We start from the raw sequence: 6,822 nt of genomic DNA, 5'->3' as shown, positions 1-6,822 counted from the left end.
AGATAAGTTTAAAAGTTACGATGGGCTTGTGATGTATGGGTTTAGACATGAGAGACTCGATAAAAGCAAGCGATTTAGCAATGGGAGGGTGTATATTAATGGGATTGAAGGATTTTGGTCATATGCGAAGCAACGGTTGATAAAATATCATGGGGTAGGAGCAGATAATTTTATTTTTTATATAAAAGAATTGGAATTTAGGTATAATCACAGAAATAATATCGAACATGCGCTAATCAAGGCATTAGGTGGAATTTAATAACTAATTACCTTTTTAAATAATAATAAATATTCCATCTTTATTAAATGATTAAATGAAAACATCGGTTAATAAAGGTCTTTTCTGCATGAATTTTGTCAATTGCATCACAATGAATTTTGTTACAAAACATACCAAATTGAATTCAATTGAGACTAACATAACCCATCTACCTAATTAAAAAACTGATCTGCTAAAGAATATGTAAATAATATAATAATATATTAAGATGATTTAATTTATGTTATAATACTTGACAAATATTTGCATAGTCAAATATTGATTTATCAAATAAATTTTTTTTTTGGAGATAGTTATGAAGGTAACGGCAATCGATAAATGTAATGTTTACTATTTTAAATCAGGTTTTATTCCACCATTTCAATTGGACATTTATTTTTTTATAGCAGATGGTTTGATGATTGACGCTGGCTCTGCAAATATTGTTGGAAAGGCTTCAAAATTATTATCACGGCAGAATATACATGCTGTGGTTTTGACGCATATTCATGAAGATCATACAGGGTTGGCTCAATGGTTGTATAAGGAAAAAAAGGTACCTATATATATTCATAATAATTCCATTCAAGAAGCATCACAAGATAGCGATATTCCGCTGTACAGAAGACTTGTATGGGGGAACAGAAAGGCTTTTACAGCCTTACCAGTGCCAAAGGTTATAAAAACAGAATATTATACTTTTGATGTATATGAAGCTCCGGGGCATCATAGAGATCATATAGTTTTGCATGAAAAAACTATGGGCTGGTTATTTACTGGTGACATATATATAAGTAGCAGACAACTAGTTGCATTTAAAGATGAAAATATCAACGATGAAATTAATACACTTGAGAAATTGCTCAAACTAGATTTTGATACGCTATTTTGCAGCCATACTGGTGTACACAACCATGCACGTGAAAAAATAAAACGAAAATTAGATTATTTTAAAAATATACAGGAGCAGGTGAAGGTATTAAAACAAAAGGGTCTTACTGTAGAGGAAATAGACCGAAAACTTTTCCCAAAAAAGAATTTATGGACTTTTGTCTCAGGGGGTGAATGGTCATCTCTCAATATTGTAAAAACAGTCAATTAAGATAAGAAATCATGGAACAACGGTTATATTATAGCCTAGCAAAAACACAAAACAGTTTAAAACAATACGTTAAAAAAGTATTAAATGATAAAGGGATACAAGCATCTGTAGCGCAGTTAGGAATTCTATTTTTATTAAAAGAAAAAAATAATTCATCAATGAGCTATATAAGTAATGAACTAGAACTGGATAATTCAGCAATAACCAGAAGCATTGACAGGCTGGAAAAATTAGGATATGTCAAAAGAGTGATCAATAGCAATGACAGAAGGGAATATACAATAGAAATAACTGAATCTGGATTAATGGAAATACAGAAAGCACAAAAAGTTATCAAACAGATTAATGAATTTATTGAAAGTAAAATAAGTACAAAAAGGATTGAACTATTTAAAGAAATACTTGATGAATTACATTATTTATTGCGCAAAGAAATTTAAAACTTTAATCATTTAAACAATGTACCTTTCTTCAAATACCAGAATATAAAATCAAGGTGTGCCATTGGAATTGTAATGCTTTTACAAAATTCCAACATCTTGCATTCGATATCTTTATATACTCTTGGGGTAAGAGTATTGGGAACTTTGTCAATAATGTGAAAATCCAACAGGCAGTTCAAAATATGCCTGTCAAGAATCGCCAACTCTAGTCCTATGCCAATGTTTCGTAAGAAATGACTAGCTTCTTTATAACCAATGCCTTCAACAGTTGTTACTATTTTATCTCTTATTGCATATATATCACTGTCATGCAAAAATTTCTTTAAGGAGCTATCGCCAAACATACTTACTGCTTTTTTTATATATTGTGCTTTATTGTTTTTAAACCTCACCGGATGAATAATTGTACTAATCTCTTCAACATCTGCACAATAAAGCTTCCCTGAACAAAAAAGCTCTAATGCTTTTTCCCAGCACAACACTGCATTGCTTTGAGGTGTGAGCAAGCAGAATAGTAGCTCAAGCAAAAGGTAATCATCACTTCCATATTCCCATACATGCTTGAATGAGTTGATTCGGACAGTGATGTCAAATTCTAATTTTTTATTGAGGTGATGTAATGTTATCAGATTATAATTTTCCATCAACTGTTTTTGCAATTTGCAGCAGGCTTTCAATGCGATGCATTAATGTATCAAGGAAAGTACTCTGCGGATAGCGTGAGTACAGCGTCATTATTTCGGAATAATATTGATGCAGCAAAGCGTTAAGAGCATTTGACTGGTTGGAATCAGCTATGATTGCAGCCAGGGTGCTTTCTAATTTTGTATTGAGGTGCGATAGCTCCGGAATATCGGCCACATCCTGTAAAAATGTTCGTGACAGGTCAACAAGCATTGACAAAAGAGCATCCATATGCTAACAGACTAATCCCTTATATTTTGAATGTAATGATACCCGTTATGTGTCAGAAAAAGCTTTCCAGGAAATTTTGATTCAATCAATTCAATAAATTCCAATTTGTGTACAAGCTCATCAAGGACAGCATGGCGCTCTGACTGTGGAATGTTGTTTAAAATATCAATTGGCATGGTAACGCCTGCTTTGATGTCATTGCCGTATTTGTCCTTGAAAGCCTGTAGAATCATTTTGGCATGATAACTTACTGTCATTTTTCATTCCTTATTATGATATTAAAACATTATATCACAGCACAATAGCATTAGCTAAATAAGATGCACAATTAATGTGCTCTACAATGATGTTACATAATAGGTGTTCTACAATAATTTTTTATTTAGCTTTAATATCTGCTCTTGTATTTATTATTAAAGCAAATATAATTGCTTTTAAGATAATTTTAAAACATAAACATTACGCTTACAAATCCACCTATGATGGTATCATCGTACCATTTGTTGGTATCATCAATTCGTGAATCTTTAACCTGTATCCGTGAGCGCTGTAATCTAAATCCTAAAGTAATAATAGGCAGGTTATTACCTGGATTCATGCCTATGACTGGTTCTACATTTATGCCAACCTGGTGTATTGGTATATGCCAACACCAAGTGCGGGGCCATGAAAATAATTTTTTGATGGATTAGCAGTGGCAACATCAATCTCATCAATATTACCCGCTGCATCAGTGCGAATTTCTGTATATTTGTATGACAATGATAAATACTGAATTTTATAACCGGCAAATAGTTTAAAATACTGGCTTATCCTATAACTTAAAGCTGAATCAACATCACCACGGAATGCTTCAAATTGATAGTTGCCAGTTACCCTGGTTGTTGCGTTAAAATAGCTGAATTCTGACTGCCAGTGTGTTGACTGTTGCCAAACAGTGTAGAAACTGAAATCGAGAAATCATCAGTAAGCATTATGCTGAAAATTGGCCCATAGAGTATTCCGGTTCCCCATTTGATATCATTCATGCCTGAGGCGCTAATATCTTTTAAAAAGGGCTGCCACGCAAAATAGCCTGTCCTGATTCCAGCCATGTATTCAGCAGCTGGGGCAATTTGAGTAATTGATACTGATATAAGCAGAATGAGAATATATGTGCTGAGAAATTTTTTCATACAATAAACCTTCATAAATTTATTATTCCATAAAAAAGGACTTTTAAATATTAAAAGAGCGTTCAACATAAAGTCAATTACTAATTTTATCAGTATAAATTATGTCACAAAAATTATAATAAAGCTTTTTTGGAATATGCCGATACACTAAGTGGAAACGAATAGCACGAGGTGTGTATGTTTGAATACAGTAAAATGATGCAAACCAATTATCTTCTGGAAAAAGCACTAGATGTTGAATCATTGCGCCGAAAAGTTATTGCTAACAATATTGCCAACGTGGATGTACCGCATTTTAAACGCAGTGAGGTTAATTTTGAAAGTGAGTTAAAAAGGGCGATAGCTCATAATATGGATCCAATGAAAAAAGTAAAGGCACTCAAAACTGATCCGCGCCATTACGATTTTTTTGAGCCAAGAGATATTACCAGTGTTACGCCGCGTGTCAACTTGGATTACACAACAACCTACAGAAATGATGGCAACAATGTGGATATTGAAAAGGAGATGGTGGATGCTGCTAAAAATCAGATGCGCTACAATGCGTATGTAACAAGCTTGAACCAGAATTATAAGATTTTAAAACTAGTGATGAGAACTGTATAGTGAGGATAATATATGGGAATGTTTGACAGTTTCAATATTGCTTCAACAGGATTAACCGCACAGCGGTTGCGGATGGACGTGATAAGTAACAATATTGCAAATGCTACGACCACACGAACACCGGAAGGTGGTCCGTATAAGCGTAAAAGAGTTATTTTTGCTCCTGTTAATATCAGACCATTTTATAAATCACCGCTGGTACCAAAGCGTATAGATCACGGTGAGCCAAAAGGGGTAAGAGTTGTAAAAATTGAAGAAGATAATTCTGAATTCAGGCTGGTATATGATCCGTCGCATCCTGATGCAATAAAGACAGGTCCAAAGCAGGGATATGTTGAAATGCCTAATGTCAATGTAGTAATGGAAATGACGGATTTAATATCCGCATCGCGATCATATGAGGCAAATGTTATGATGATAAACAATGCTAAGTCAATGTTTGCAAAAGCATTGGAGATTGGCAGAGGTAGTGTATAAACTAAAGTAAAGGAGTACTGCAATGTATTTTGAAAAAGGATATATAAACGAGGTACACTGCTCCCATGAGTTATCAACTCCACCTACGTTACACAGGCGCAAAAGCCAGTGGCAGCATTTGGGGTTTGGGGAGCGCCCAATTATTGAATCAAGAATTATCGCAGGGAGCGTACGTCATGATTCAGCAAAGTAATAGCATAACTAAATCAAATATCTTTGTTATGAAGACAACGCATCCATTGCATTACAGCGATAAGCCACAACGGCAGCAGGATGATGATGTTGCTGGATCGTTCATGGATGCCTTGAAGACAGCACTTGGCAAAGTTAATGACCTGCAGGTTGATGCTGAAGATTTAACACAGCAAATGATATATGAGCCTGAGTCGGTGGATATTCATACAGTGATGATTGCGCAGCAAAAAGCCGAAATTGCTTTAAGCTTAACAAAAGCAATACGTGATGAAGCCATCAGGGCATATCGCGAATTGATTAATCTCAGATAAGCTATGAAGATAAGCACGCATAATAAAAAAACTATATTTTTTAGTAAATTAATTGACTTTTTACTACAGGTGTTTTATTATGTGTGCAGTCAATATGTATTATGTCGCTTTGCAAAATGTTTATATGTTTAGCTGTGGTACAATATTATCCCAGTATAAAACAACATGATATAAATTAAAATCATTTGAATTTTTGTAAAGTGAACATAAATACAAGGATATGGGAGGGAAGATAGTATGGAATTTTTTACACGAATATTTAATCAACTTAAAGAAATTTACTCCAAATTAGATACAACAAAAAAGATCATTATTGGTGTTGTTACGGGTGTACTTGTTATTGCCTTTATCGTTTTGTTTTCAGTTTCATCACAGAAAGCAAATGTAGTTTTATTTGCAGATCTCCCCAGTGATGAGTTTGGGCAAGTTACCAAAAAACTTGAAGAAATGGGTTTTCATTATACAACTTCTGGTGCCACAACAATTTTAGTGAATCCTGATCAGCGTGAAATTATCTTAACACGGCTGGCACAGGAAAATATGATACCCAAAGGCATCCCAGGTTGGAAACTTTTTGATATTTCAAAATGGACCGAGACTGACAAAGAGCTGAATGTAAAATACATGCGGGCATTGCGGGATGAAATCAAAAAACATATTGAATCATTGAAAAATGTGGAAAAAGCTGATGTCGAAATAGCTATAACCGAAGACGAGTTATTTGTTGATAAGGAGAATGCCTATACTGCAGCAGTGACTGTGTATTTGGCGCCAGGATATGAGGGATTGAGTAAAAAGGAAATCAAGGGTATTCAATATCTGGTTGCACGAGCAGTAGGTTCCAAATTAAAACCTGAAAATGTAACAGTTACTGACGAATACGGTAAGATTATATCTGATTTTGACGACCAGTTTGATAAAGCAAAAGAGGAATATACACTGCTAGAGTATAGGAAAAAAATAGAAGAAAAAGCTCGCGTACAAATGCTTAAGGATATTCGTGCGGGATTGGAAAAGATATTTTCGCCTGATCGTATTCAAATTGTTAGGCTCAATATGGATTTTAACTGGGATAAGATTCAGGAAGAACAGGAAGAATACTCGCCTATTGAAATGGAAAAGGATAATCCTCTTACACCATACTCTGAACGAAAGGTCAAAGACTCTTTAACTATCTCCAAAAAATCAACTAAAGAACATTTCCAGGGGCATGGATGGAATCCTGAAGGACCAGCAGGAACAGAAGGGAATAAACCACCTGGATACAAAGCAAGCGATGACCAGTTTGCAAGATATTATAATGAAGAGAATGTGGAAAACAATGCGGTTAATAAAACAT

Annotated in this window: 14 protein-coding genes; 8 read left to right on the top strand and 6 right to left on the bottom strand. The window is 34.4% G+C overall.

Annotation, left to right across the window (positions count from 1 at the left end; all coding sequences use genetic code 11):
- The 3 genes from N3F66_14275 to N3F66_14265 form a co-directional block, all read left to right on the top strand.
- The coding region (locus N3F66_14275; GenBank protein ID MCX8125311.1) for a transposase at positions 1–259 on the top strand (259 nt) is incomplete at its 5' end.
- Between the two features lie 316 nt (positions 260–575).
- The gene (locus N3F66_14270; protein MCX8125310.1) at positions 576–1,361 is read left to right on the top strand and encodes an MBL fold metallo-hydrolase; all 786 of its coding nucleotides are present in this window, start codon (positions 576–578) and stop codon (positions 1,359–1,361) included.
- 11 nt (positions 1,362–1,372) lie between these two features.
- Positions 1,373–1,801, top strand: coding sequence for a MarR family transcriptional regulator (locus N3F66_14265; GenBank protein ID MCX8125309.1), 429 nt, complete (start codon positions 1,373–1,375; stop codon positions 1,799–1,801).
- 8 nt (positions 1,802–1,809) lie between these two features.
- Here the strand turns inward: N3F66_14265 and N3F66_14260 are convergent, their stop codons facing one another.
- The 6 genes from N3F66_14260 to N3F66_14235 all read right to left on the bottom strand — a co-directional run bounded on the left by N3F66_14260 (position 1,810) and on the right by N3F66_14235 (position 3,894).
- On the bottom strand, positions 1,810–2,448 hold the full coding sequence (locus tag N3F66_14260; protein ID MCX8125308.1) for a DNA lyase: 639 nt from the start codon (positions 2,446–2,448) through the stop codon (positions 1,810–1,812).
- The gene (locus N3F66_14255) at positions 2,435–2,719 is read right to left on the bottom strand and encodes a hypothetical protein (protein ID MCX8125307.1); all 285 of its coding nucleotides are present in this window, start codon (positions 2,717–2,719) and stop codon (positions 2,435–2,437) included. Before N3F66_14255 ends, N3F66_14260 begins: the two co-directional genes overlap by 14 nt.
- Positions 2,720–2,730: 11 nt before the next feature.
- Entirely contained in the window at positions 2,731–2,976 is a 246-nt protein-coding gene (locus tag N3F66_14250; GenBank protein MCX8125306.1) for a hypothetical protein, read from the bottom strand.
- Between the two features lie 188 nt (positions 2,977–3,164).
- Positions 3,165–3,317: a hypothetical protein gene (locus N3F66_14245; protein MCX8125305.1), complete on the bottom strand. Its 153-nt coding sequence runs from the start codon at positions 3,315–3,317 to the stop codon at positions 3,165–3,167.
- Between the two features lie 20 nt (positions 3,318–3,337).
- Positions 3,338–3,481 (bottom strand): hypothetical protein, encoded by a 144-nt coding sequence (locus tag N3F66_14240; protein MCX8125304.1) that lies wholly within the window; start codon positions 3,479–3,481, stop codon positions 3,338–3,340.
- Positions 3,482–3,591: 110 nt separating this feature from the next.
- A complete protein-coding gene (locus N3F66_14235) occupies positions 3,592–3,894 on the bottom strand; it encodes a hypothetical protein (GenBank protein MCX8125303.1) in 303 nt (100 codons plus the stop codon).
- 177 nt (positions 3,895–4,071) lie between these two features.
- Here N3F66_14235 and flgB point away from each other — a divergent pair, with 177 nt between their 5' ends.
- The 5 genes from flgB to fliF form a co-directional block, all read left to right on the top strand.
- The gene (gene flgB / locus N3F66_14230; protein ID MCX8125302.1) at positions 4,072–4,500 is read left to right on the top strand and encodes a flagellar basal body rod protein FlgB; all 429 of its coding nucleotides are present in this window, start codon (positions 4,072–4,074) and stop codon (positions 4,498–4,500) included.
- A gap of 12 nt (positions 4,501–4,512) precedes the next feature.
- Positions 4,513–4,977 carry a flagellar basal body rod protein FlgC gene (gene flgC / locus N3F66_14225; GenBank protein MCX8125301.1) on the top strand — a complete coding sequence of 155 codons (465 nt, stop codon included), beginning with the start codon at positions 4,513–4,515 and terminating at the stop codon, positions 4,975–4,977.
- A 22-nt stretch (positions 4,978–4,999) separates the two neighbouring features.
- Positions 5,000–5,170 carry a hypothetical protein gene (locus tag N3F66_14220; GenBank protein MCX8125300.1) on the top strand — a complete coding sequence of 57 codons (171 nt, stop codon included), beginning with the start codon at positions 5,000–5,002 and terminating at the stop codon, positions 5,168–5,170.
- A complete protein-coding gene (gene fliE / locus N3F66_14215; protein MCX8125299.1) occupies positions 5,154–5,483 on the top strand; it encodes a flagellar hook-basal body complex protein FliE in 330 nt (109 codons plus the stop codon). The genes N3F66_14220 and fliE overlap by 17 nt, the downstream gene beginning before the upstream one ends.
- 237 nt (positions 5,484–5,720) lie before the next feature.
- Positions 5,721–6,822 (top strand): flagellar basal-body MS-ring/collar protein FliF (fliF, locus tag N3F66_14210; protein ID MCX8125298.1); only part of this gene is annotated, 1,102 nt, incomplete at its 3' end.

Source organism: Spirochaetota bacterium (assembly GCA_026414805.1).
In the GTDB taxonomy this organism is placed as follows: Bacteria; Spirochaetota; UBA4802; order UBA4802; family UB4802; genus UBA4802.
Note: the sequence above shows the minus strand (reverse complement) of the source record. Positions and strands in the feature narration are given on the sequence as shown.

Excerpts from the sequence above, each read along its gene's own strand:
- N3F66_14265 (MCX8125309.1), top strand. The coding sequence starts at position 1,373 with ATGGAACAACGGTTATATTATAGCCTAGCAAAAACACAAAACAGTTTA.
- N3F66_14255 (MCX8125307.1), bottom strand. The coding sequence starts at position 2,719 with ATGGATGCTCTTTTGTCAATGCTTGTTGACCTGTCACGAACATTTTTA.
- N3F66_14270 (MCX8125310.1), top strand. The coding sequence starts at position 576 with ATGAAGGTAACGGCAATCGATAAATGTAATGTTTACTATTTTAAATCA.
- flgB (MCX8125302.1), top strand. The coding sequence starts at position 4,072 with ATGTTTGAATACAGTAAAATGATGCAAACCAATTATCTTCTGGAAAAA.
- N3F66_14235 (MCX8125303.1), bottom strand. The coding sequence starts at position 3,894 with ATGAAAAAATTTCTCAGCACATATATTCTCATTCTGCTTATATCAGTA.
- N3F66_14220 (MCX8125300.1), top strand. The coding sequence starts at position 5,000 with ATGTATTTTGAAAAAGGATATATAAACGAGGTACACTGCTCCCATGAG.
- flgC (MCX8125301.1), top strand. The coding sequence starts at position 4,513 with ATGGGAATGTTTGACAGTTTCAATATTGCTTCAACAGGATTAACCGCA.
- N3F66_14245 (MCX8125305.1), bottom strand. The coding sequence starts at position 3,317 with ATGAATCCAGGTAATAACCTGCCTATTATTACTTTAGGATTTAGATTA.
- fliE (MCX8125299.1), top strand. The coding sequence starts at position 5,154 with ATGATTCAGCAAAGTAATAGCATAACTAAATCAAATATCTTTGTTATG.
- N3F66_14260 (MCX8125308.1), bottom strand. The coding sequence starts at position 2,448 with ATGGAAAATTATAATCTGATAACATTACATCACCTCAATAAAAAATTA.
- N3F66_14250 (MCX8125306.1), bottom strand. The coding sequence starts at position 2,976 with ATGACAGTAAGTTATCATGCCAAAATGATTCTACAGGCTTTCAAGGAC.